This window comes from Stutzerimonas stutzeri (assembly GCF_018138085.1).
GTDB lineage: Bacteria > Pseudomonadota > Gammaproteobacteria > Pseudomonadales > Pseudomonadaceae > Stutzerimonas > Stutzerimonas stutzeri_AI.
The window spans coordinates 503,378-528,035 of the sequence record NZ_CP073105.1; the positions used below are offsets into that span (position 1 = coordinate 503,378).

The window sequence follows — 24,658 nt, forward strand, 5'->3', positions numbered from 1 at the left end:
GGCCGTCGATGAGCATCCGGGCCATTGTTGCTCAGCCGGAGCCCCGCCGCGGCGCGGCGGGTGCTCGATTGGCTTAGAACAGGTCGATCGGGGCCGCCTCGGACGCCGGTAGCGGGGTGTCGGGCAGAGCCGAGCCGGGCAGCATGTCGTCGCCCATGCTGGGTGGCGAATCCTCGCTTCGGAAGACTTCGAAGTACGCGTCTGGCGTGCCTGGGGCTGCCGCGCGACCGCTCTTCGGATCGATACGCAGCGTTAGGATGCCTTCCGGTTCGGCGGGGGCATGTTCAGGCATGCCGTTCAGCACCGTGCCCATGTATTTCATCCATATCGGCAAAGCGACGGTTCCGCCGTATTCCCGGCGGCCGAGGCTTTGTGGCTGATCGAAGCCGGTCCAGACGGTGGTGACGATGTCGGCGTTGTAGCCGGAAAACCAGCTGTCCTTGGACTCGTTCGTGGTGCCGGTCTTTCCGGCGAGGTCACCACGTCCCAGCGCCAGTGCTCGCCTGCCGGTGCCGCGCTTGATGACGTCCTGCAACATGCTGGTCATGATGTAAGCGGTGCGCTCATCGATGATCTGTTCGGCCTGTACCGGCTCCTGGTGGGTGGGTTCGGAGCCTGACAGCAAGGTGTCCTCCTGGGCATAGGAGGTTGCCGTTGTTGCGGTTTCGGCTAGTTCTGGCGAGTGCTGCGGGACTCGCGCCGGATTGGCTTCGAATATCACCTTGCCGTCCCGGTCTTCGACTCGCGTGATCAGGTAGGGCTCGATCTTGTAGCCGCCGTTGGCAAACGCGGTCCAGCCGGTGGCGATCTCCATTGGCGTCAGGGTTGCCGTGCCGAGTGCCAATGACAGATTCGCCGGAAGGTCCTCGGGCTTGAAGCCGAAGCGCTTGATGTAATCGATCGTATAAGGGATGCCGAGCGTGCGCAGCAGCCGGATCGAGACCAGGTTGCGCGATTTATAAAGAGCCTCGCGCAGGCGGATCGGGCCCAGGAATGTGTTGTTGTCGTTCTTGGGCCGCCATACCCGATCCAGGCCTTCCTCAACGAAGACGATGGGCGAGTCGTTGACCAGTGTCGCTGGGGTGAACCCTGCATCCAGCGCTGCGCTATAAACGAAGGGCTTGAAGCTCGACCCGGGTTGGCGCTTGGCCTGGATGGCACGATTGTAGTTGCTCTGGCCGAAGGAAAAACCGCCGGTCAGCGCTTCGATGGATCCATCAAGCGGGTCGAGGGACACCAGGGCCCCTTGGGCTTCGGGCACCTGGCTGAACATCGCCTGCTCTTCGGCCATGCGGACACGAATGACATCGCCGGGCTTGACCACCTCGGATGGGGATTTGGGTTGCGGTCCCAGGCTATTGGTGTTGATGAACGGGCGAGCCCACTTCATGCTTTCCCAGCTGACGATGTGTTCGCTGCCGTCGCGAAGCAGCACCTTGATCGAATCCTTCGACACTGAGCTTACAACCGCCGGTAATAGGCCGGATTGACTGCGATAGGTACCGAGCGCCTTCAGCCAGGCTGCCGGATCGCTGCCTGGCAGATGGGCTTCAGGGCCCCGGTAGCCGTGGCGCTGGTCGTACTCGATCAACCCGTCACGCAGGGCCTGGTTGGCAGCCATCTGGCGATCGCTACTGATGGTGGTATGGACGCGGAATCCGTCCGTGTAGGCTGCGCTGCCGAAACGCCCGACCATCTCTGCGCGAGCCATCTCTGCTATATAAGGTGCGTCGAGTTCGGGCGAGGCGCCGTGATAGGAGGCGTCGACCTCCTCGGCCAATGCTTGCTGGTAACGAGCCTCGTCGATCTTTCCGAGCCGGTACATGCGTCCCAGGATCCAGTTGCGTCGTTCCTTGGCGCGTGCCGGGTTTGCCAGCGGATTGAATGCCGATGGAGCCTTGGGCAGGCCGGCGATCATGGCCATCTGTGCCAGGCTCAGTTCGCCGATGGGCTTTCCGTAATAGACCTGCGCAGCTGCCTCGATCCCGTAGGCCCGGTTGCCCAGGTAGATCTTGTTGACGTAGAGCTCGAGAATCTCGTCCTTGCTCAGTTCTCTTTCGATCTGGAGGGCAAGCAGGATCTCGTTGATCTTGCGAGAGAAGCTTCGTTCGCTGGTGAGAAAGTAGTTCTTCGCGACCTGCATGGTGATGGTGCTGCCGCCGGTCTGAATATGGCCGGTCTTCAATAATTGCGTGGCAGCGCGCATCAGGCTGGAAACATCGACGCCATAATGATTGGCGAAGTTATCGTCTTCGGCCGATAACAGGGCTGCGATGAAATCCTTGGGTATCTGTTCGAAGCTGATCGGGGAGCGGCGCATCTCTCCATATTCGGCAATCAGCTTGTCATCGTCGCTATAGACGCGCAGCGGAATCTGGAGCTGTATGCTGCGTAGCGAGTCGACCGACGGCAGGTTCGGGCTGAGGTAGAGAAACGCGCCACTGAGACTGAGTAGTAGTCCGCAGAAAATAGCCAGGCATGACCATAGAAAAAACTTCAGAAAACGCATCAGGGGTCGTTGAATCCAGGGTGAGAAATGAGGTGAATGCCGCAGACGATGCTGAAAGGAAAAACCGTTCACATTATAAGCGGTTTTTTTACCAGGGAGCCATTTGCGCTTCTGTCAAGGCTGTTATCTAATGCGGACAAACATAATTAATCCGTAAGTAGCGGATAAAGAAGGAAATCGGCCGTGCTAGGGCTCTTCACTAAGAAAGCGAACACGCTGCTTGGGATCGACATAAGTTCGACCTCCGTCAAGCTACTCGAATTAAGTCGATCAGGCTCCCGGTATCGGGTTGAGTCATATGCGGTCGAGCCGCTGCCGGCAAACGCTGTGGTGGAAAAGAACATTGCCGAGCTGGAGGGCGTGGGGCAGGCGCTGTCGCGCTTGTTGACGAAGGCTAAAACCGGCGTCAAATCCGCCGCGGTGGCGGTTTCCGGCTCTGCGGTCATTACCAAAAGCATCGAGATGGACGGCGGGCTGAGCGACGACGAGCTGGAAAATCAGCTGAAAATCGAGGCTGATCAGTACATCCCGTACCCGCTCGAAGAGGTCGCCATCGATTTCGAGGTTCAGGGTCCCGCCGCGCGGGCTCCTGGGCGCGTGGAGGTGCTGTTGGCTGCCTGTCGCAAGGAAAATGTCGAGATTCGCGAGGCGGCGCTTGCCTTGGCCGGATTGACCGCCAAGATCGTCGACGTCGAAGCCTATGCATTAGAGCGCTCATATGGCTTGTTGGCGCCTCAGTTGGGCGCCGGGCACGATGAGCTAACCGTTGCGCTCGTCGACATCGGCGCAACGATGACGACGCTGAGCGTGCTCCACAATGGCCGCACTATCTATACCCGTGAACAACTGTTCGGAGGGCGTCAGCTCACCGAGGAGATCCAGCGGCGCTACGGGCTGTCGATGGAGGAGGCTGGCCTGGCAAAAAAACAGGGAGGGCTCCCAGATGACTACGACAGCGAAGTGTTGCAACCGTTCAAGGAGGCGGTGGTGCAGCAGGTGTCGCGCTCGTTGCAGTTCTTCTTCGCGGCTGGCCAGTTCCACGATGTGGATTACATCCTGCTTGCCGGAGGGACCGCTTCGATTCCGGGGCTGGACCGTTTGATTCAGCAGAAAATCGGAACCCAGACTTTAGTTGCCAACCCGTTTGCCGATATGGCCTTGAGTAGCAAGGTCAACGCTGGCGCGCTCGCCAGTGACGCGCCGTCCCTGATGATCGCCTGCGGATTGGCCTTGAGGAGTTTCGACTGATGGCCCGGATCAACCTTTTACCCTGGCGCGAACAGCTCCGGGAAGAGCGTAAGCAGCGCTTCCTGGTCTCGCTCGCGGGCGTGGCCGTCGTCGCAGTGGGCCTGTTATTTCTTGCCGACCAGTACTTCACCCACGCCATCGAACAGCAGAACGCCCGGAACGAGTTCATCCGCAAAGAGATCGCGGTGTTGGACGCTCGCATCGTCGAAATCAAGGAGCTGCGCGAGCGGCGCCAACAGTTGCTCGAGCGGATGAAGATCATCCAGGACCTGCAGGGTAATCGGCCGATCATCGCGAGGGTGTTCGATCAGCTGGTTCGTACGCTTCCGGACGGCGTGTATTTCACCGGGCTGAAGATGACTGGCAAGAACATCGCCATAGTGGGTGCTGCTGAATCCAACAACCGGGTCTCTAACCTGATGCGCAACTTGGATGGTTCTGAATGGCTGGAAGCGCCCAACCTGAACGAGGTGAAGGCCGTGACAGCGGGGGCGGTCGATCAGGAAAACGTGTTCCAGCTGACGGTGCAGCAAACGCAGCCGGGCAGCGTGACCGAAGGAGGTAAGCCATGAGTCTGGCGAACTCTCTGGAGAGTCTACGCAGTGTCGACCTGAGCGACCTGGATATGAACAACCTGGGCTCATGGCCGGTTGTTGTAAAAGTGATCGCTGCACTGTTGCTGATGGTGCTTATGCTGGGAGGGGGTTACTACTTCTACCTCAGTGATTTGCAAGACAGCCTGGACCAGCAGAAGGCGCAGGAGGAAACCCTGAAGCAGCAGTTTTCCTCGAAGGCTTTCCAGGCGGCCAATCTGGAGGCTTATAAGGAGCAGATGGTCGAAATGGAGGCGTCGTTCGGTGCGCTGCTGCGTCAGCTGCCCAGCGATACCGAGGTGCCCGGTTTGCTTGAAGACATCACCCGGACCGGTTTGGGAAGCGGGCTCGAGTTCGAAGAGATCAAGCTGCAGCCCGAAGTCACCCAGCAGTTCTATATCGAGTTGCCGATTCAGATCAAAGTGGTCGGTGGCTATCACGATCTGGCGACCTTCGTAAGCGGCGTATCGAGCCTGCCTCGAATCGTCACCCTGCATGATTTCGAGATAAAGCCGGAAAGCGCCGGGTCGTCTTCCAAGCTGCGTATGAGCATTCTGGCCAAGACCTATCGCTATAACGACAAGGGGCTGCAGAAATGAATGGAGCCAAACTTGTTGCGTTAGGCCTTGGGTTGGCGCTGCTCGCTGGGTGTGATGGCAGTGGCGACTTCGACGATCTGCGGGCGTATATGGCCGAGGTGCGCGCCAGGCCCAAGGGCTCTATCGAGCCGCTGCCTTCGTTCTTGCCCTATGAAGCGTTCACCTACAGTGCCTCGTCGCTGCGCCATCCGTTCCAGCCGCCGGTCAAGCTCGACCTAGCCCAGCGGCAGAAGGGGTCGAAGGATGTCCGGCCTGACGAGACACGCATCAAGCAGTTCCTCGAGCAGTTCAATATCGAAAACTTCGTCATGGTTGGCACGCTGACCAACGAGGCGGGCAAGTACGCTTTGATCAAAGGCGGCGACGGGGTTCACCGAGTCAAGATCGGTGACTATCTGGGGCGCAATCACGGCCGCATCGTTGATATCGGCGAGGCTGAGGTGGATGTGCTTGAAATCGTTCCTGACGGAGAGGGTGGGTGGCTTGAGCGCCCGCGCAGCCTGACCTTGAAAGAGCGGTCCTGAGTCATGGCAAAAATGGAAAACCTATACCGGTCTGCACAACGGAAGCCTTTTATGAATAGCACTCTCTCTCGTCTCGGCCTCTCCATGCTGGCGGCGTTCATTTCGCCCGCCCTGTTGGCGGCAAACCTGAATTCACTCGATGTCGCGTCGCTGCCCGGTGATCGAGTCGAGCTGAAACTGGCGTTCGACGAGCCGGTACCGGAGCCGCGCGGTTATACGCTCGATCAGCCGGCGCGCATCGCGCTCGACCTGCCCGGGGTGTCCAGCAAGTTGGCCTCGAAGAGCCGTGAACTCGGTGTGGGGAATGCGCGAAGCGTAACGGTGGTCGAGGCACAGGGGCGTACCCGGCTGATCGTGAATCTGACGTCTCTGGTGCCATACTCCACGCGCGTCGATGGCAATAATCTGTTCGTTGTGCTTGGCGAAAGCAACGGTGCCGCTCCTGTCGCCGCCGCTGCGCCGGTAGTTCCCGTGCAGCGCGCCGCACCGGTTGCCCCGCTGGCTGTGGGCAAAGCAATTACCAACGTCGACTTCCGGCGCGGCGAAGATGGTGCCGGCAATGTCGTGATTTCTCTTTCCGATGCTTCGATCAGTCCGAGCATCGAAGAGCAAGGTGGAAAGATTCGCGTGTCCTTCGCCAAGACGCAGCTGCCGGAGTCGCTGCGTGTTCGATTGGACGTCCAGGACTTCGCTACGCCGGTCAAGTTCGTCGACTCCAGCAGCAAGGCCGATGGTGCGAGCATCTTGATCGAGCCCACCGGGCGTTACGACTACCTGGCCTACCAGACCGATGACAAGCTGACCATCAGCATCAAGCCGCTCAGCGAGGCAGATGCCGAGAAGCGTAAGGCCGAGCATTTCACCTATTCGGGGGAAAAGCTGTCGCTGAATTTCCAGGACATCGATGTTCGCTCCGTATTGCAACTGATCGCGGACTTCACCGACCTCAACTTGGTCGCCAGCGATACCGTACAAGGCAACATCACGTTGCGCCTGCAGAACGTACCCTGGGACCAGGCGCTGGAATTGGTGCTCAAAACCAAGGGTCTCGACAAGCGCCAGGTGGGCAATGTCCTGCTGGTCGCCCCTGCCGACGAAATTGCCGCGCGTGAGCGGCAGGAGCTCGAGTCGCAGCGTCAGATTGCCGAGCTGGCACCCTTGCGCCGGGAAGTCGTGCAGGTCAACTATGCCAAGGCTGCCGATATTGCCCGGTTGTTCCAGTCCGTAACCGACAAGGGCGGCGAGAGCAACGATCGCGGCTCGATCGCGGTTGATGACCGTACCAACAATATCATTGCCTATCAGACCCAGGAGCGCCTCGACGAGCTCCGCCGTATCGTCGCTCAGCTGGATATTCCGGTGCGCCAGGTCATGATCGAGGCGCGGATCGTCGAAGCGAACGTCGACTATGACAAGAGCCTGGGCGTTCGCTGGGGTGGAAATCTCTGGGCGGGAGACAAGTGGAATGCTTGGGGTAAGAACGGGCAGCTCGGAGTCGCTGACGATCCGGACGCAACAGGCAAGCCAGGCGATGATGACTACATTCCCTCTCGACAGGTGGGTCGCTTCCCTGGAATTCCTGAGGTTCCGCTGAATACTCCGTTCGTCGACATGGGGGCGATAGGCGCAACGTCCGGCATAGGTCTAGGCTTTATCACGAACAATGCCATCCTCGACTTGCAGCTCTCGGCAATGGAAAAGACCGGTAATGGCGAGGTCGTTTCCCAGCCCAAGGTGGTTACCGCTGACAAGGAAACGGCGAAGATCCTCAAGGGCGCCGAGGTTCCGTATCAGGAGGCGAGCTCCAGCGGCGCAACCAGCACCTCGTTCAAGGAAGCAGCACTGTCCCTGGAGGTTACGCCGCAGATCACGCCGGATAACCGCATCATCATGGAGGTGAAGGTGACCAAGGATGAGCCGGACTTCTCTCAGGCGGCCAGCACCGGCGGCGTTCCGTCGATTCGCAAGAACGAAGTTAACGCCAAGGTTCTGGTGACCGACGGCGAGACCATCGTCATCGGTGGAGTGTTCTCCAACACGCAGAGCAAGTCGGTCGACAAGGTTCCGTTCCTGGGCGATCTGCCTTTCGTGGGACGGGTGTTCCGGCGTGACCTGGTGCAGGACAGAAAGTCCGAACTGTTGGTATTCATCACTCCGCGGATCATGAATAATCAGGCGATCCAAGCCAGTCGTTAAGCCGTGATGCCCAATATCATTCTCGTGGGTCCGATGGGGGCCGGTAAGAGCACCATCGGACGCCTGCTCGCCAAGGAGCTTCGCCTGCCCTTTCGGGATTCCGACAGGGAAATCGAGCAGCGCACGGGTGCCAGCATTCCGCTGATATTCGACGTCGAGGGCGAGCAGGGGTTTCGCGAGCGGGAGCACACGGCCATCAAAGAGCTGTGCCGGATGCGAGGCGTGGTTCTGGCGACCGGAGGTGGAGCCGTGTTACGGCCGGAAAACCGGCAGATGCTGCGGGCCGGTGGTCGGGTCATCTATCTCTGCACGTCGGTCGAGCAGCAGCTCGACCGAACCTCGCGGGACCGTAACCGCCCACTGCTGCAAACGTCCAATCCTCGCGAGATTCTCACCGGGCTGATGGCTGTTCGGGACCCGCTGTATCGGGAGGTCGCCGACCTGATCATTCAGACGGATGAGCGTCCACCGCGCCTGGTTGTCGCGCAGATTCTCGAGCAGCTCGAGTCGCTCGCGCCTCGTGAAAGCCAGGGGCAATCTGCGTTATCCTAGGTCCCTTTTAACCGCGGGGCCTCTATGCAGACTCTACAAGTCGATCTCGGCGAGCGCAGCTACCCGATCACCATTGGCGCGCAGCTCATCGATCAGGCCGAGCTGTTGTCTCGCCATATCCGCGGCAAGCAAGTCGCGATCGTCACCAACGACACCGTTGCGCCGCTTTACCTGGAGCGCCTCAAGCGCAGCCTGGCGGGCTATAGCGTCACGCCCGTCGTGCTTCCCGATGGCGAGGCGCACAAGAATTGGGAAACCCTGCAGTCGATCTTCGATGCGTTGCTGGCCGCTCGGCATGATCGCAACACCACGATCATTGCACTCGGCGGTGGCGTCGTCGGGGACATGGCCGGCTTCGCGGCGGCGAGCTACCAGCGTGGCGTGAGCTTCATTCAGGTGCCGACGACATTGCTGTCCCAAGTGGATTCGTCCGTTGGGGGCAAGACGGGCATCAACCATCCGCTTGGCAAGAACATGATCGGTGCGTTCTATCAACCGCAGGCCGTACTGGTCGATACCGCCACGTTGACGACGTTGCCCGCGCGCGAGCTGTCTGCCGGTTTGGCGGAGGTCATCAAGTACGGTTTGATTTGTGACGAGCCGTTCCTCGGATGGCTCGAAGACAACGTCGACAGGCTCCGGGCTCTAGATCAGCAGGCGCTTACCGAGGCCATCCGGCGATCCTGCGCTGCCAAGGCCCGGGTGGTTGGTGCCGACGAGCGGGAATCCGGCATACGAGCCACGCTCAACCTTGGTCACACCTTTGGCCACGCCATCGAAACTCACCAGGGTTACGGTGTCTGGCTGCACGGTGAGGCCGTGTCCGCGGGCACGGTCATGGCGCTGGAAATGTCTCGGCGGCTAGGCTGGATCTCCGCTGCCGAGCAGCAGCGAGCGGTGAGCTTGCTGGCGCGGGCGGGTCTGCCAGTGGTGCCTCCGGCCAATATGCGCGCCGAGGATTTCCTCGAGCATATGGCTGTCGACAAGAAGGTTCTGGACGGGCGTTTACGGTTGGTGTTGCTCAAACGCCTGGGTGAGGCTGTGGTCACTAGTGATTTCCCGCGTGAGGTTCTCGAATCCACGCTGAACGCCAACTACGACTCGCTTGCGCAAGCGTCGAGCACTTAAGAGATTTCCATGACAAGTTTGTCCGCCGACGATTCGTACCTGAACCATTACGGGTTCAGCCATGATCCTTTCGCTGCGCGAGTGCCTGGTTTCAAATTCTTCCCGGCTCAGCGCAAGCCGGTGCTGGGGCAGTTGCACCATCTCGCTCGCTACAGCCAGCTGCTGTTGGTGGTAACGGGGCCTGAAGGCAGCGGCAAGACGCTCGTGCGCCAGGCGCTCGTCGCGAGCAGCAACAAGCAGGCCGTCCAGAGTGTGGTCATCTCGCCACAGGACACCATCGATTCGAACGCCGTGCTGCAGCAGATTGCACAGGCGCTCGGTTGCCAGCGCGCCGATGTGGATTCGATCCTGGCGCAGGTCATCCAGCTCGCCTTGACCGGGCAAGAGGTCTATTTGTTGGTCGATGATGCCGAGCGGCTTACCGGTGCCGCGGTCGAGACGCTGTTGCGACTGGCTCAGGGCAGTCCGGAAGGGCGGCCGCACGTATTCCTGTTCGGTGAGCACGCCTTGGTGGCTCGCCTGGAAGCGTTGGTCGAGGGCGAGGAGCGCTTTCATGTGATTGCACTGCAGCCTTACGAAGAGGATGAGACTCGGGAATACCTGGCGTTGCGCCTCGAGGGTGCCGGCAGTGGGTTGGAGTGCTTCAGCGACGAACAGGTTGCACGGATTCACGAGCAGGCCGGCGGCTGGCCCGGCGCGATAAATCAGGTCGCCCGAGACGAGCTTCTCGATGCGATGCAGCAGTCCAAGGGGCGGCGCACATCGGCTGGCTGGCGCTTTCCCCTGCCGATGAAACATCTGCTGGCGCTGGCTGCGGTCGTCTGTATCGTGGTCGTCGCGTTGCTCATGCGTGATTCGGATGAGCAGCCCGCAAGGGCGCCTGTGACGACGAGCCTGCCGCTCGATACGGCGGGCACTGTTGGTTCCCAGGCAGCGCCGTCAGAGGCTGAAGCGCCTGGTGATGATGTCGCAACACCTGAGCAGCCGATCATCCGTGAGCCGCTCGCCGCTGCGGGTGGTGCTGAGCCGGATGAGGCGCCGATGCTGGAACCTGAGCGAGCGCCGGTTCCGGTCGAGCCATCGAACGACAGCCCGCCGGCCGCCACCGAGCCGGTTGCCCCCGCGCCTGCTCAAGCGCCCACTGTTGCGCCCGCGCCCAAGGCAGCAGCGCCTAGCGAGCCGGCGAAAGATGTGGTTGCGAAGCCTGACGCCGCTGCACCGGCAAACTGGTACGCCGCACAGCCGAAAGGCCATTATCTAGTTCAGGTGTTCGGCACCCGCACCCAGAGTAATGCCGAGGCGCTGATCAAGCAGCACGGTGAGGGCTTCCGGTACTTCGTCAAGCGTCACGAAGGCAAGCCGCTATATGTTGTCACCTATGGCAGCTTCGCTAGCCGAGATGCCGCGTTGGACGCGATCAAGAAGCTGCCGGCTTCGTTGAGAAGCGGCAAGCCTTGGCCTCGAACCTTCGCAAGCGTCCAGCAGGAAATCGTCCAGTCTCGCTAAATTCGCCCCAAAAAGGTGCGCATTGCACCAATTTGGGGCTTGCAAAAATTAAATTGTGTCGTTCTACCGGGCTTTGTAAACTGCTCCCCCTTTTGCCCACGCGTATGACGGGGCCTTTTTGTGCGCCGTCAATAAGGGGTTGATTTACAACGCATTTAGCTGGTGGAGTGCCTATGAGAGCAGGTCTGTTTCGTCCTGAAGAGTTCAAGGATAACTGCGGCTTCGGTCTGATCGCCCACATGCAGGGCGAGGCAAGCCATCACCTGCTTCAGACCGCTATTCAATCCCTCACCTGCATGACGCACCGCGGTGGCATCAACGCCGACGGCAAGACGGGCGATGGCTGCGGTCTGCTGATGCAGAAGCCCGATGCGTTTCTGCGCGCCATGGCCAAGCAGCACTTCGATGTCGATCTGCCGGCGCTATATGCGGTCGGCATGATCTTCCTCAGCCAGGATGCGGCCAAGGCGGATGCGGCCAAGGCCCAGCTCAACGAACAGATCGCAGCCCAGGGCCTGACGCTGGTCGGCTGGCGCGAGGTGCCGATCGACACCACCGTGCTGGGTCGTCTGGCACTGGAGCGCCTGCCGCGCATCGAACAGGTGTTCGTTTCGGCTGAAGGGCTGTCCGAACGCGACTTCGGTATCAAGCTGTTCTTCGCTCGTCGCCGCGCCGAAGTCGCGCTGGCCGGCGACAAGGAATTCTACGTTTGCAGCTTTTCCGACAAGGACATCATCTACAAAGGCCTGATGATGCCGGCCGATCTGGCGCAGTTCTATCCCGATCTCGGCGACGAGCGCCTGGCGACCGCCATCTGCGTGTTCCATCAGCGCTTCTCCACCAACACCATGCCGCAATGGCCGTTGGCCCAGCCGTTCCGCTTCCTCGCCCACAACGGTGAAATCAACACCATCACCGGTAACCGCAACTGGGCGCAGGCGCGTCGGCTGAAGTTCGCCAATGAATTGCTGCCCGATCTGGAAAGCCTCGATCCGCTGGTCAACCGCACCGGCTCCGACTCCTCGAGCATGGATAACATGTTGGAGCTGTTGGTCACCGGCGGCATGGATTTGTTCCGTGGTCTGCGCATGATCATTCCGCCGGCCTGGCAGAACGTCGAAACCATGGATCCGGACCTGCGGGCTTTCTATGAATTCAACTCCATGCACATGGAGCCCTGGGACGGCCCGGCCGGCGTGGTCTTGACCGACGGGCGCCACGCGATCTGCCTGCTCGATCGCAACGGGCTGCGTCCGGCGCGCTGGGTGACCACCACCAATGGCTACATCACCCTGGCATCCGAAGTCGGCGTATGGGATTACAAGCCGGAAGACGTCATCGCCAAGGGGCGTGTCGGGCCGGGCCAGATCCTCGCGGTGGATACCGAGACCGGGCAGGTTCTGCATACCGACGATATCGACAACCGTCTTAAGTCGCAGCATCCCTACAAGAAGTGGCTGCGCCAGAATGCCCTGCGTATCCAGTCGACCCTGGACGACAACGACCATGGTTCGGCTTTCTACGATGCCGACCAGCTCAAGCAATACATGAAGATGTTCCAGGTCACCTTCGAGGAGCGTGACCAGGTGCTGCGCCCCCTCGCCGAGCAGGGCCAGGAAGCGGTGGGCTCGATGGGTGATGACACGCCAATGGCCGTATTGTCGCGTCGGGTGCGCTCGCCGTACGACTATTTCCGCCAGCAGTTCGCCCAGGTCACCAACCCGCCGATCGACCCGCTGCGCGAATCCATCGTCATGTCGCTGGAGACCTGCCTGGGCGCCGAGCGTAACGTCTTCGAGGAAACCGCCGATCACGCCAACCGTGCGATTCTCACCACGCCGGTCATTTCGCCAGCGAAGTGGCGGACCATCCTGGAGCTCGAGCGTCCCGGATTCGAACGCCAACTGATCGACCTGAACTATGACGAGTCTCTCGGCCTTGAGGCTGCGGTCCGCAATATCGCCGATCAGGCAGAGGAAGCCGTGCGCGGCGGCAAGGTCATGCTGATTCTCAGTGACCGCGCTATCCAGCCTGGCAAACTGCCGGTGCATGCGTCTCTGGCCGTCGGTGCGGTGCATCATCGCCTGATCGAGACCGGTCTGCGCTGCGACTGCAACATCCTGGTGGAAACCGCCACCGCGCGCGACCCGCACCACTTCGCTGTGTTGATCGGCTTCGGTGCGACGGCGGTTTACCCGTTCCTCGCTTTCGAAGTGCTAGGCGACCTGATTCGTACCGGCGAGGTGCTGGGCGACCTCTACGAGGTGTTCAAGCACTACCGCAAGGGTATCTCCAAGGGTCTGCTGAAGATCATCTCGAAGATGGGCATCTCCACCATCACCTCCTATCGTGGCGCGCAGCTGTTCGAAGCGGTCGGCTTGTCCGATGAGGTCGTCGACGTCAGCTTCCGTGGTGTCGCCAGCCGCATCAAGGGGGCGCGTTTCGTCGACCTGGAAGTCGAGCAGAAGGCGCTCGCGGCCGAAGCCTGGAGTGCGCGCAAGCCGATCCAGCAGGGCGGTTTGCTGAAGTTCGTCTATGGCGGCGAATACCACGCCTACAACCCCGATGTGGTTGCGGCGCTGCAGGTGGCAGTACAGCAAGGCGACTACAACCGGTTCAAGGAATACACCGCGCTGGTCGACCAGCGTCCGGCGGCCATGTTGCGCGACCTGCTCAAGCTCAAGGTGGCCGAGCAGCCGCTGGCACTCGAGGAAGTCGAACCCCTGGAGCGGATTCTCAAGCGCTTCGACTCGGCCGGCATCTCGCTCGGCGCGTTGTCGCCCGAGGCGCACGAGGCCATCGCCGCGGCGATGAACCGCATCGGTGCGCGCTCCAACTCCGGCGAGGGCGGCGAAGATCCGGCCCGTTATCGCACCGAGCGCAGCTCGAAGATCAAGCAGGTCGCGACCGGCCGTTTCGGTGTCACGCCGGAATATCTGGTGAACGCCGAGGTGCTGCAGATCAAGGTCGCGCAAGGCGCCAAGCCCGGCGAAGGTGGCCAGCTGCCCGGTGGCAAGGTCAACGGCCTGATCGCCAAGCTGCGCTATGCGGTGCCGGGCGTCACGCTGATCTCTCCGCCGCCGCACCATGACATCTATTCGATCGAAGACCTGGCTCAGTTGATCTTCGACCTCAAGCAGGTCAATCCGAAGGCCCTGGTCTCGGTCAAGTTGGTGGCCGAGCCCGGAGTCGGGACCATCGCGGCGGGCGTCGCCAAGGCCTACGCCGACCTGATCACCATTTCCGGTTACGACGGCGGTACCGGCGCCTCGCCGCTGACCTCCATCCGTTACGCCGGCTCGCCCTGGGAGCTGGGCCTTGCCGAGACCCATCAGACCCTGCGCGGCAATGATTTGCGCGGCAAGGTGCGGGTGCAGACCGATGGCGGCCTGAAGACCGGCCTCGACGTGGTCAAGGCGGCCATTCTGGGCGCCGAAAGCTTCGGCTTCGGCACCGCGCCGATGATCGCCCTCGGCTGCAAGTACCTTCGCATCTGCCACCTGAACAACTGCGCCACCGGCGTCGCAACGCAGAATGACCAGCTGCGCAAGGACCATTTCATCGGCACCGTCGATATGGTGGTGAACTTCTTCACCTTCGTCGCCGAGGAAACCCGCGAGTGGCTGGCTCGGCTGGGTGTGCGCAGCCTGCAGGAGCTGATCGGGCGCACCGACCTGCTCGAACTGCTGCCAGGTGAAACCGCCAAGCAGAACCATCTCGACCTGACGCCGCTGCTGGGCAGCGACCACATCCCGGCCGATAAGCCGCAGTTCTGCGAGGTGGAGAAGAATCCGCCGTTCGATCAGGGATTGCTGGCCGAGGAAATGGTCAAGCTCGCGCGCGCAGCCATCGACGCCAAGAGTGGTGCCGAGTTCGAACTGGACATCTGCAACTGCGATCGTTCCATCGGTGCTCGCGTATCCGGCGAAATCGCACAGGTGCACGGCAACCAGGGCATGAAGGATGCGCCGATCACCTTCCGCTTCAAGGGTACGGCGGGCCAGAGCTTCGGTGTCTGGAACGCGGGTGGCCTGCACCTGTATCTGGAGGGGGACGCCAACGACTACGTCGGCAAGGGCATGACCGGCGGCAAGCTGGTGATCACTCAACCGAAGGGCAGCGAGTTCGAGTCGCAGGATTCGGCCATCATCGGCAACACCTGCCTGTATGGCGCCACCGGCGGCAAACTGTTCGCCAGCGGGACCGCCGGCGAGCGCTTTGCGGTGCGTAACTCCGGCGCGCACGCGGTCGTGGAAGGCACCGGTGATCACTGCTGCGAATACATGACTGGCGGCTTCGTCTGCGTCCTCGGCAAGACTGGCTACAACTTCGGCTCGGGTATGACCGGCGGTTTCGCCTATGTGCTCGACATGGACAACAGCTTCGTCGATCGGGTGAATAACGAGCTGGTCAACCTGCAGCGCATCACGGGTGAGGCCATGGAAGCTCACCGTAGCCATCTGCAAGAAGTGCTGCGCGAATACGTCGCCGAAACCGGCAGCGCATGGGGCGCCAAGCTTCTGGAGAACCTCGACGATTACCTGCGGCGCTTCTGGCTGGTCAAGCCGAAGGCGGCCAACCTGGCAACGTTGCTGTCGACCACTCGGGCCAACCCCCAATAACAAGCAGATTCAAGCGGCAAGCCTCGGCCATCCAACCGAGGCCCGCCCCGCTCCGTGATTGTCACGCAGCTAGCAGCCCTGGGCTTGCGGCTGCCGTTAAGAGGTTTTGAAATGACTGAACGTCTGAATAACGACTTCCAGTTCATCGAGGTCGGGCGCAAGGATCCGAAGAGGAAGCTGCTGCGCCAGCGCAAGAAAGAGTTCGTCGAGATCTATGAACCCTTCAAGCCGCAGCAGGCTTGCGAGCAGGCCCACCGCTGCCTGGGTTGCGGTAACCCCTATTGCGAGTGGAAGTGCCCGGTTCACAATTACATTCCCAATTGGCTGAAGCTGGTTTCCGAGGGCAACATCCTTGCGGCCGCCGAACTGGCGCATCAGACCAACACCCTGCCGGAAGTCTGTGGCCGTGTCTGCCCGCAGGATCGTCTGTGCGAAGGCGCCTGTACCCTCAACGATGGCTTTGGCGCGGTCACCATCGGCTCGGTGGAGAAGTACATCGCCGACACCGCGTTCGCCATGGGCTGGCGCCCTGACATGTCCAAGGTCAAACCGACCGGCAAGAAGGTCGCGATCATTGGCGCTGGCCCGGCCGGTCTCGGTTGCGCCGACGTGCTGGTACGCAGCGGCGTGACCCCGGTAGTGTTCGACAAGAACCCGGAAATCGGTGGCCTGCTGACCTTCGGCATCCCCGAATTCAAGCTGGAGAAAAGCGTGCTCAGCCGCCGTCGCGAGATTTTCGGCGGCATGGGTATCGAGTTCCGCCTGAATACCGAAGTCGGCAAGGACGTAACCATCGACCAGCTGCTCGCCGACTACGATGCGGTATTCATGGGCATGGGCACCTACACCTACATGAAGGGTGGCTTCCCCGGTGAGGACCTGCCGGGCGTGCACGACGCGCTCGACTTCCTGATCGCCAACGTCAACCGCAACCTCGGCTTCGAAAAATCGCCGGAAGACTTTGTCGATATGAAGGGCAAGAAGGTCGTGGTCCTCGGTGGCGGCGACACGGCGATGGACTGTAACCGCACGTCGATCCGTCAGGGCGCCAAGAGCGTGACCTGCGCTTACCGGCGTGACGCGGCGAACATGCCGGGTTCACGCAAGGAAGTGAAAAACGCCAAGGAAGAGGGCGTCAAGTTCCTCTTCAACCGCCAGCCCATCGCCATCGTTGGTGAAGGCAAGGTCGAGGGCGTCAAGGTGGTCGAGACCCGTCTCGGTGCGCCGGATGCCCGTGGTCGTCGCAGTCCCGAGCCGATCCCCGGTTCCGAGGAAGTGCTGCCGGCCGATGCCGTGGTCATCGCCTTTGGTTTCCGTCCGAGCCCGGCCGACTGGTTCGAAGGCCAGAACATCCAGACCGACAACCAGGGCCGTGTCGTGGCGCCGGAACAGGGTCAGTTCAAGCACCAGACCAGCAACCCGAAGATCTTCGCGGGTGGCGACATGGTGCGCGGCTCCGACCTGGTGGTGACCGCCATCTTCGAAGGCCGCCAGGCGGCCGAAGGGATTCTGGACTACCTGGAAGTGTGATCTCGCGGGCGGATCGAGCCTCTGCAATCACCGAGCAGTCTCAAGGTGGATGTAGAGAGCGACATCCACCCTACGACTGGCTTGCCAGCGCTGGCGCCTGCCAAAGCCTGACCAGAATCAAGCCCATGGATAAAAGGCACGGCGCTCGCCGTGCCTTTTGTTTTCCGCTTTGCGACAATGCCGCCACTCTTTTGCTGGAACCCAGACATGACTGCCTTGAAGAATGATCGCTTCCTTCGCGCCCTGCTCAAGCAACCTGTCGACGTCACCCCGGTGTGGATGATGCGTCAGGCCGGCCGCTACCTGCCCGAGTATCGGGCCAGCCGTAGCAAGGCGGGCGACTTCATGAGCCTGTGCATGAACCCCGAGCTGGCCTGCGAGGTCACGCTGCAGCCGCTGGAGCGTTATCCGCTGGATGCCGCGATTCTTTTCTCGGACATCCTTACCGTGCCGGACGCCATGGGGCTAGGCCTGTATTTCGAGACTGGTGAAGGGCCGCGCTTCAAGAAAGTCGTCAGTAGCATGGCCGACATCGAGGCGTTGCCGATCCCGGATCCGGAGAAGGACCTAGGCTACGTGATGGAGGCGGTGCGCACCATCCGCCGTGAGCTCAACGGCCGCGTGCCGCTGATTGGCTTCTCTGGCAGCCCATGGACGCTGGCGACCTACATGGTCGAGGGCGGCTCCTCCAAGGACTTCCGCAAGTCCAAGGCGATGCTGTACGAGAATCCGCAGGCCATGCATGCGCTACTCGACAAGCTGGCGCAGTCGGTGACCAGCTACCTCAATGGGCAGATCCTGGCCGGTGCCCAGGCGGTGCAGATCTTCGATTCCTGGGGTGGCAGCCTGTCGGCGGCGGCTTACCAGGAGTTTTCGCTGGCCTACATGCAGAAGATCGTCGATGGGCTGATTCGTGAGCATGACGGTCGCCGCGTGCCGGTGATCCTCTTCACCAAGGGTGGCGGGCTCTGGCTCGAGTCGATGGCCGAGAGCGGCGCCGAGACCCTGGGGCTCGATTGGACCTGCGACATCGGTGCCGCGCGTGCCCGCGTCGGCGACAAGGTGGCGTTGCAGGGCAACATGGACCCCAGCGTACTGTTCGCCAAGCCGGACGCCATTCGTGCCGAGGTCGGACGCATTCTTGCGAGCTTCGGCCACGGCGAAGGCCATGTGTTCAATCTGGGCCATGGCATTACACCGGAAGTCGATCCGGCCCATGCCGGTGCCTTCATCGAATCGGTACACGAACTGTCGGCTCGGTATCACGACTGACGGGGAAGCCCCTGAAAAACAAAGAGCCGCTTTTGCGGCTCTTTTCGTTCATGGCTGCTGATAGTGCCCCGGCGTGGTGCCTGGCTCGTGCTCATGGATCAGCTTGGTCACGCGAATATCGGTAATGCCGATCACCTCGGCCTGCTCCAGCAGCTTGGCCTCATCGGCATTCGCCTCGGGCATCACCAGGCTGTTCTCGGCATCGCCGTTGTGCAGTTCAATCAGGTGCCGGGCGGCACTGCCTTGCGACATGCGCTCTTCGTCAGATTCGACGATCTGAACACGCGGGTCATTCTGGAAGATGTAGTTGATTTCGAACTTGTGCGATGACTTGCCGAACATGGGCAGCTCCTTGAATGGTTAAAAGGGTCTGCTCTGTTGACTTGCGGGTCCAGTTATTCGTTCGCCAGGAATCGCCGGCGAGGCGACGGTCGGAGAGGATGAATCGATCGAAAGGGCGCCCGGCGGTACCGAGCGCCCAGGGTATTTACTTGACCTTGGCCAGGTCGCCCTTGATGGCCACGCCTGCCATGATCGCACCGGCATGGCACTCGTAGTTCTGGCTGTTCTTGTATTCGACATGCTTGTAGTTGCTGGCGATGTCCACCACGGCGTTGGCGCCGGCCGCCTTGGCAGCCTGCTGCATGCCGATCAGCGCCGATTGCAGCGCCCAGCTGCATGCGCCTTCGTCAGTCTTGTTGAAGGCGTTGGTCTTCTTGCTGGTGGTCACGCCGCTGCGAATGATCTGCGCGCCTTTGGGCGTCTTGCCCGCGAGGTAGAACTTCACACTGCCGTCCAGCTTGCCGGAGGCGGTGGCTTCGGCCACTACCTGGTCGAACGGCAGGTAATGGGTGGTGTCGCGGGCCTGGCTGATTCCGGGCAGCGCACAGAGCACCAGTGCAGCGCCGATCCATGTACTTTTCTTCATTGCATTCTCCTTGCGGTTTTTGGGGGATTCAGGCCCAGCGGCGGAAAATCAGCGAGGTATTGATGCCGCCAAAGGCGAAATTGTTGTTCATCACGAATTCGTGCTGCATCACGCGCGGCGCACCGACGAGGTAGTCCAGCTCGCCGCAGCGCGGATCGATGCTATCGAGATTGAGCGTATGGATGTAGTGATCGCGGTTCAGCATCTCGATGCTGAACCAGGACTCCAGCGCGCCGCAGGCGCCCAAGGTGTGTCCGAAGAAACTCTTCTGCGAACTGATCGGCATGCGTGAGCCGAACAGCGACTGGGTCGCCTGGGTCTCGGCGATGTCGCCCTGCTCGGTGGCGGTGCCGTGGCCGTTGACGTAGCCGATGGCTTCGGGCTGCAGGTTGGCATCGTCCAGGGCCAGCTCCATGGCACGGCGCATGGTCAGCTGTTCGGGTTTGGTAGCGTGCTGGCCGTCGGCATTGCTGCCGAAGCCGACCAGTTCGGCGTGGATGGTGGCGCCGCGGGCGAGCGCGTGCTCGAGCTCTTCGAGCACCAGCATGCCGGCGCCCTCGCCAATGACCAGCCCATCGCGGCCGGCGTCATACGGGCGCGGCGTGGTGTGCGGCGCATCGTTCTTCAGGCTGGTCGCATAGAGTGCGTCAAACACCATGGCTTCGGTCGCACACAGCTCTTCGGCGCCGCCGGCGAGCATCATCGGCAGGCGGCCGAACTTGATCGCCTCGTAGGCATAGCCGATGCCCTGGCTACCGCTGGTGCAGGCGCTGGAGGTGGGGATCACCCGGCCGGTGAGGCCGAAAAAGATGCTGATATTGGCCGCTGTGGTGTGCGGCATCATGCGGATGTAGGAGTTGGCGTTCAGTCCGTCGGCCACGGAGTTGAGCAGCATGTTGCCGAAGGCCTTGATCTCCTCGGTACTGCCAGTGGACGAGCCGCAGGCAACGCCCATGCGGCCGTCGCGGATCGATGCGTCATCGAGCAGGCCCGCGTGTTCGAGTGCCTGCTCGGCGGCCTTTACCGACAACCGTGAGACTCGGCCCATGCTGCGCAGCTGCTTGCGTGTCCAATGGCCGGGGACGACGAAATCATCCACCGGCCCGGCCAGGCGGGTATTGAGCTCGGTGAAGCGATCCCACTCGTGCATGTAGCGGATGCCGCTGCGGTTGCCGCTGAAGTTGGCTTCGATGCTGGCCCAGTCGCTGCCCAGCGAGGTGATGCCGGCCATGCCGGTGACGACGACGCGTTTCATCAGCACAACCCGCCGTTGACCGCCAGGACCTGGCGGGTGATGTAGCTGGCCTCTTCCGACATGAGGAAATTGACCGCGCCGGCGACTTCTTCGGGGGTGCCCATGCGTTGAGCGGGAATCATCTTGAGCATGTCCTCGATGGGCAGATCGTCGTTGAGCATGTCGGTGTCGATCAGCCCCGGAGCGACGCAATTGACCGTGATACGCCGTTTGCCGAGTTCGACGGCCAGCGCTTTGGCTGCACCGATCACGCCGGCCTTGGAGGCGCTGTAATTGACCTGGCCGCGGTTGCCGATCAGGCCCGATACCGAGGTGATACAAACGATCCGCCCCGGCTGGCGGCGACGAATCATCGGCATGGTTAGCGGCTGCAGCACATTGTAGAAGCCATCCAGGTTGGTGCGCATGACCAGATCCCAGTCGTCCTCGGTCAAGGCCGGAAAAGCGCCGTCGCGGGTGAGGCCGGCGTTGCAGACCACCCCGTAATAGGCGCCGTGCGCTTCGATATCGGCTTCCAGCAGCGCGCGGCATTGCGCGCGATCAGCGACGTCGAACTGCAGGATGCGCGCTTGGCGTCCCAGGTCCTGGATCTGTGCCTGGACCGCCTCTGCTTCGTCGCGCCGGTTGCGGCAATGCAGGACGATGTCGTGGCCGCTGCGGGCCAGGCGCAAGGCGATGGCGCGGCCAATGCCACGGCTGGAGCCGGTGACGAGAATGCTGTTGCTCATGGGCTGGGCTCTTGAAGATAGCTCGCCACTTCAGGCGGGCGAAAAACGTTGAGACGCGCCTCGGCATGAATGCCGGGCCCGTCGAGGTGGCATTCGAACACGCCCATGCCGTTGTCGTCCTGCAGCGAGCGGAGCGCGCGAATGCGTAGCGCGGTACCAACGGGGAAACGCTCGACATCGCATTGAAACTGGCGGGTGCCGAGCAGAAAGCCCAGCTCCACCGGCAGCCCGGCCTGGCGTGCCTGACAGCCGGCGAACGCGGCGACCGTCTGCGCCATGATCTCGACACCGACCCAGGCGGGCAGGCTGCCATCGGGCAGGTTGAACAGCCCGCCGGGCTTCACCTTCACGTGCGCATCGATGCTGTCTGCGTCGAATGCCTCGACCGCATCGAGCAGGATCATGTCGCCGGCATGCGGCAGCAGTTCGGCTACTGGCCAATCGATCATGGCGCGTCTCCCAGGATCAAGCTGATGTTGTTGCCGCCAAAGGCGAAAGAATTGCTCATCATGCGGCGCGGACCGGCGGCGGCCATCGTCGTGCCGGCAGCGATCAGGTCCAGCCGCGGCAGGACGGCATCCTGCTCGCCGTCCCAGCGATGTGGCGGCAGCCTTTGGGCTGGATTGTGCTCGGACAGGGCCAGCCAGCAGAACGCGGCTTCCAGCGCACCGGCCGCGCCCAGGGTGTGCCCGGTCAGCGGCTTGCTCGATGAGCAGGCCACGCCGGCCGGAAACACCGCGGCGACCGCCAGGCTTTCCATGGCATCGTTGTGCAAGGTGGCGGTGCCGTGCAGGTTCAGATAGCTGACCTGCTCCGCTTGAATGGCTGCCCCGGCGAGCGCCTTGCGCATCGCCTCAATGGCGCCCAGGCCTTGCGGGTCGGGCGCGGAAATATGGTGTGCGTCCGAGCTGGCGCCACCGCCGAGCAGCGCGATCGGCGCCGCGTCGCGGGTCATCAGGAAGAGCGCGGCCGCCTCGCCGATATTGATGCCGTCGCGGTTGACCGAAAACGGATTGCAGATGCGCTCGCTGGTCGCCTCCAGGGCGCTGAACCCTTGCAGGGTCAAATCGCAGAGGCTGTCCACACCGCCGCAGATCACCGCATCGCAAATGCCCGCATCCAGCAGGCGCTTGGCGCTGAGCAGGGCGCGAGCGCTCGAGGTGCAGGCGGTGGAAATCGAATAGCCAGGACCGCTGAGTTGCAGCCGCTCGCTGAGAAAGCTGGCGGGCGCGCAAAGCTCCTGATGACCGTAGTGATAGCTGGCCGGTAGCTCCCCTTCGCGCACCAGCTCGGTGATGCCCCGAGTGGCTTCCTGGATGCCGGTGGTGCTGGTGCCCATCACCACACCGATACGGGATGGGCCGAAGCGGGCGATCGCCTCATGCAGTTCGACTTCGATCTGCTCGACCGCGGCCAGCAGCAGCTGGTTATTGCGCGTGGCGTGACGCAGCGGCGCATCGTCGAGGGTGGGCAGCGTGCCTGTGACCGCGCCGACCGGCAGCAGGCGACCGGCGACCGCTTGCGGATAGGGCTGCATGCCCGAGTCGTCACCGTCCAGCAGGCGCCTGGCGACCTCCGCCTTACTGCGGCCCAGCGCGCAGACCAACCCCAGGGCATTCAGGTAAGCGGTCATTGCTGGCGAGCTCCGGCTGTCGCGATGGGGGCGACACCATAGGTCAGCGCCGGCCCGACGTCGAGTTCGAAACGGCCGTCTTCCAGATAGCGGACGTGCCAGGAGGACGCGTCGGCTGTCAGCGAGCGCCCGCCTGGCTGCTGTGTCCAGCACGCATCGTCGTAAAGCACGTCCAGCTGGTCGGTCGGGCTCAGCGCGAACAGCAATGCGGCGAACAGCTCGCGCGCCTCGGGATTAGGGGGAAGCAGGCCGTCCGCCTGCCAGCGGCCGTCGCGCAACAGCTGGCGCGCCAGCGGGACGCCCAGCGGATCGAGCAACGACCAGCGCAGATCAGCGCCTTCCTGCTGGATGACCAACAGCCAGTCGCTCACCTGGTCGTCACTTCGTCGCTGGATATGCAACTGCATCGGCAACGTCAGCCGCGGTGCTTGTGTCGGCAGCGGTGGCTGCTGAGCGCAGGCGCTAAGCATCAGCAGCAGCGCCAGCCAGACCGGGCGCGATAGGTGACGCGTAATCATGCCGGACGACTCATGCCGGCACCGCGGGGGCGCACAGTTCGGCCAGCACCCGCAAGCGGCGTTTGGGTTCGGCGACGTAGGGATTGGTGGTGTCCCAGGCGTAGCCGGCGAGGATCGAACTGATCATTCGACGAATCTCCGGCTGGGCGTGTTCGTCATAGATGACGTTCTGAAAACTGCTGTCGTACCAGCCCTCGACGTAGGTTCGGAAGGTGTTCACGCCAGCCTTGAGCGGCACGGCGAACTCGGTTTCCCAGTCCACCGCTTCGCCCGACAGCTGGCGATGCAGCACGGCGGTCGCCATGCTCGCCGAGCGCATAGCGATGGTGACGCCGGAAGAAAACACCGGGTCGAGAAATTCCGCCGCATTGCCCAGCAGGGCGAAGCCCGGACCGTGCAGGGTCGTGACGTTCGCCGAATAGCCGCCGATCAGCCGTGCCGGGGTATCCCACTCGGCGTTCTGGAGGATGCGCTTGAGGTTGGGCGCCTCCTGCACGAAGCCCTTGAGGCATGCGTCCAGATCCTGCGGACGACCTTCGTAGCGTTCGGCGCTGGCGACGACGCCAAGGGAGCAGCGGCCGTTGCTGAACGGAATGGTCCAGTACCAGACGTCGCGCAGCTCGGGGTGGGTGGTGATGAGGATCTTCTCGCGATCGAAGCGTGGATCGTCGATGTTGTCCTGGATGTGGGTGAACACGGCACGGCGCAGCGGGAAATTCGACGGCGCCTCCAGCTCGAGCAGGCGCGGCAGCACGCGGCCGTAACCGCTGGCGTCGAGGACGAAATCCGCTTCGATGGCATATTCGCCGCCGTCGGCACGGCGCACCTGTAGACGCGGGCGCGAGCCGTCGAACTCCGCGGCGGTGATTTCCTCTTCGTAGCGGATCTCCACGCCCTGCGACTCGGCCTGATCGGCCAGCAACTTGTCGAAATCGGCGCGCTGAACCTGATAGGTGCTGCTGTGCCCTGCGGTGAATTTGTCGCGGAAGTCGAACTCGGTGTAGCGCTCACCCCAGCCGAAGGCCGCGCCATGCTTGGTCTGGAATCCGGCGGCTTGCACCGCTTCGAGCATGCCGGCTTCCTCGATGAAATCCAGACAGTGCGACAACAGGCTTTCGCCGATGGAGAAGCGCGGAAACCGCTGACGCTCGATGATCAGGACGTCATGCCCCTTGCGTTTGAGCAGGGCGGCCGCGATGGCGCCGGAAGGCCCCGCACCGATGATGACGACGCTACGGTGTTCTGAATTCACTGCAACCTTCCTTGTTCGACTCGATGGGAATGAGAAATGCCAGGCATGGCTGGCCCAGACGGGAA

20 protein-coding genes are annotated in these 24,658 nt (G+C 62.1%); 11 read left to right on the plus strand and 9 right to left on the minus strand.

Going from position 1 to position 24,658, the window contains the following annotated elements:
- Positions 1–73 precede the first annotated feature (73 nt).
- The gene (locus KCX70_RS02445; protein ID WP_212619176.1) at positions 74–2,509 is read right to left on the minus strand and encodes a penicillin-binding protein 1A; all 2,436 of its coding nucleotides are present in this window, start codon (positions 2,507–2,509) and stop codon (positions 74–76) included.
- A gap of 183 nt (positions 2,510–2,692) precedes the next feature.
- Between KCX70_RS02445 and KCX70_RS02450 the strand changes: the two genes are divergently transcribed.
- From KCX70_RS02450 to hemE, 11 genes are all read left to right on the plus strand, one after another.
- Entirely contained in the window at positions 2,693–3,757 is a 1,065-nt protein-coding gene (locus tag KCX70_RS02450; protein ID WP_212619177.1) for a pilus assembly protein PilM, read from the plus strand.
- Positions 3,757–4,329, plus strand: coding sequence for a type 4a pilus biogenesis protein PilN (gene pilN, locus KCX70_RS02455; protein ID WP_212619178.1), 573 nt, complete (start codon positions 3,757–3,759; stop codon positions 4,327–4,329). Before KCX70_RS02450 ends, pilN begins: the two co-directional genes overlap by 1 nt.
- A complete protein-coding gene (gene pilO / locus KCX70_RS02460) occupies positions 4,326–4,949 on the plus strand; it encodes a type 4a pilus biogenesis protein PilO (RefSeq protein ID WP_212619179.1) in 624 nt (207 codons plus the stop codon). Before pilN ends, pilO begins: the two co-directional genes overlap by 4 nt.
- A complete protein-coding gene (gene pilP / locus KCX70_RS02465) occupies positions 4,946–5,473 on the plus strand; it encodes a type 4a pilus biogenesis lipoprotein PilP (protein WP_212619180.1) in 528 nt (175 codons plus the stop codon). The genes pilO and pilP overlap by 4 nt, the downstream gene beginning before the upstream one ends.
- Before the next feature lie 51 nt (positions 5,474–5,524).
- Positions 5,525–7,669: a type IV pilus secretin PilQ gene (gene pilQ / locus KCX70_RS02470; protein ID WP_212619181.1), complete on the plus strand. Its 2,145-nt coding sequence runs from the start codon at positions 5,525–5,527 to the stop codon at positions 7,667–7,669.
- 6 nt (positions 7,670–7,675) lie between these two features.
- Positions 7,676–8,221, plus strand: a complete 546-nt coding sequence (gene aroK, locus KCX70_RS02475) for a shikimate kinase AroK (protein WP_212619182.1) — start codon at positions 7,676–7,678, stop codon at positions 8,219–8,221.
- Positions 8,222–8,245: 24 nt separating this feature from the next.
- Positions 8,246–9,349, plus strand: a complete 1,104-nt coding sequence (gene aroB / locus KCX70_RS02480) for a 3-dehydroquinate synthase (RefSeq protein WP_212619183.1) — start codon at positions 8,246–8,248, stop codon at positions 9,347–9,349.
- Between the two features lie 9 nt (positions 9,350–9,358).
- Entirely contained in the window at positions 9,359–10,855 is a 1,497-nt protein-coding gene (locus KCX70_RS02485) for an AAA family ATPase (protein ID WP_212619184.1), read from the plus strand.
- 173 nt (positions 10,856–11,028) lie between these two features.
- Positions 11,029–15,477, plus strand: a complete 4,449-nt coding sequence (gltB, locus tag KCX70_RS02490; RefSeq protein ID WP_212619185.1) for a glutamate synthase large subunit — start codon at positions 11,029–11,031, stop codon at positions 15,475–15,477.
- A gap of 111 nt (positions 15,478–15,588) precedes the next feature.
- Positions 15,589–17,007: an FAD-dependent oxidoreductase gene (locus tag KCX70_RS02495; protein WP_212619186.1), complete on the plus strand. Its 1,419-nt coding sequence runs from the start codon at positions 15,589–15,591 to the stop codon at positions 17,005–17,007.
- Between the two features lie 207 nt (positions 17,008–17,214).
- The gene (gene hemE, locus KCX70_RS02500) at positions 17,215–18,279 is read left to right on the plus strand and encodes a uroporphyrinogen decarboxylase (protein WP_212619187.1); all 1,065 of its coding nucleotides are present in this window, start codon (positions 17,215–17,217) and stop codon (positions 18,277–18,279) included.
- Positions 18,280–18,327: 48 nt separating this feature from the next.
- Here the strand turns inward: hemE and KCX70_RS02505 are convergent, their stop codons facing one another.
- The 8 genes from KCX70_RS02505 to KCX70_RS02540 all read right to left on the minus strand — a co-directional run bounded on the left by KCX70_RS02505 (position 18,328) and on the right by KCX70_RS02540 (position 24,593).
- A complete protein-coding gene (locus KCX70_RS02505; RefSeq protein WP_102851576.1) occupies positions 18,328–18,621 on the minus strand; it encodes a hypothetical protein in 294 nt (97 codons plus the stop codon).
- A 145-nt stretch (positions 18,622–18,766) separates the two neighbouring features.
- Positions 18,767–19,207 (minus strand): hypothetical protein, encoded by a 441-nt coding sequence (locus tag KCX70_RS02510; protein WP_021207088.1) that lies wholly within the window; start codon positions 19,205–19,207, stop codon positions 18,767–18,769.
- Between the two features lie 28 nt (positions 19,208–19,235).
- On the minus strand, positions 19,236–20,462 hold the full coding sequence (locus KCX70_RS02515; protein WP_212619188.1) for a beta-ketoacyl-ACP synthase: 1,227 nt from the start codon (positions 20,460–20,462) through the stop codon (positions 19,236–19,238).
- The gene (fabG, locus tag KCX70_RS02520) at positions 20,462–21,190 is read right to left on the minus strand and encodes a 3-oxoacyl-ACP reductase FabG (protein WP_212619189.1); all 729 of its coding nucleotides are present in this window, start codon (positions 21,188–21,190) and stop codon (positions 20,462–20,464) included. Before fabG ends, KCX70_RS02515 begins: the two co-directional genes overlap by 1 nt.
- Complete coding sequence (locus KCX70_RS02525) at positions 21,187–21,639, minus strand: hotdog family protein (RefSeq protein ID WP_021207085.1); 453 nt, start codon at positions 21,637–21,639, stop codon at positions 21,187–21,189. Before KCX70_RS02525 ends, fabG begins: the two co-directional genes overlap by 4 nt.
- On the minus strand, positions 21,636–22,823 hold the full coding sequence (locus KCX70_RS02530; RefSeq protein ID WP_212619190.1) for a beta-ketoacyl-[acyl-carrier-protein] synthase family protein: 1,188 nt from the start codon (positions 22,821–22,823) through the stop codon (positions 21,636–21,638). The genes KCX70_RS02525 and KCX70_RS02530 overlap by 4 nt, the downstream gene beginning before the upstream one ends.
- Positions 22,820–23,341 carry a hypothetical protein gene (locus tag KCX70_RS02535; RefSeq protein ID WP_212619191.1) on the minus strand — a complete coding sequence of 174 codons (522 nt, stop codon included), beginning with the start codon at positions 23,339–23,341 and terminating at the stop codon, positions 22,820–22,822. Before KCX70_RS02535 ends, KCX70_RS02530 begins: the two co-directional genes overlap by 4 nt.
- Positions 23,342–23,351: 10 nt before the next feature.
- A complete protein-coding gene (locus KCX70_RS02540) occupies positions 23,352–24,593 on the minus strand; it encodes an NAD(P)/FAD-dependent oxidoreductase (RefSeq protein WP_212619192.1) in 1,242 nt (413 codons plus the stop codon).
- Positions 24,594–24,658: the final 65 nt, after the last annotated feature.